At 48.5% G+C, this 307-nt stretch carries 2 tRNA genes; both read right to left on the bottom strand.

Features of this window, described 5'->3' with window-relative positions:
- Nucleotides 1–116 precede the first annotated feature (116 nt).
- Nucleotides 117–188: transfer RNA gene (locus L990_RS16430), tRNA-Thr, on the bottom strand.
- A gap of 45 nt (nt 189–233) precedes the next feature.
- Nucleotides 234–306, bottom strand: a tRNA-Gly gene (locus L990_RS16425).
- Nucleotide 307 lies beyond the last annotated feature (1 nt).

The raw sequence follows: 307 nt of genomic DNA, 5'->3' as shown, positions 1-307 counted from the left end.
CGGTGGAGGGATTCGAACCCCCGACCAGCTGATTACAAATCAGCTGCTCTGGCCAACTGAGCTACACCGGCAATTTACCTTTAAAAGAGCGATAATGCAGAACTTAAAAGGATTTGAGCCGATGACGAGAATTGAACTCGTGACCCCTTCCTTACCAAGGAAGTACTCTACCCCTGAGCTACATCGGCAAACTTTTGCAAAAAAAAGACCTTCGTGGTATTCGAAGGTTTTAGAGCGGAAGACGAGATTCGAACTCGCGACCCTCAGCTTGGAAGGCTGATGCTCTACCAACTGAGCTACTTCCGCA

Origin of the sequence: Alistipes sp. ZOR0009 (genome assembly GCF_000798815.1) — a bacterium.
In the GTDB taxonomy this organism is placed as follows: Bacteria; Bacteroidota; Bacteroidia; order Bacteroidales; family ZOR0009; genus Acetobacteroides.
The sequence above is the reverse complement of the archived record's forward strand: the minus strand, read 5'-3'. Positions and strand labels throughout refer to the sequence as shown.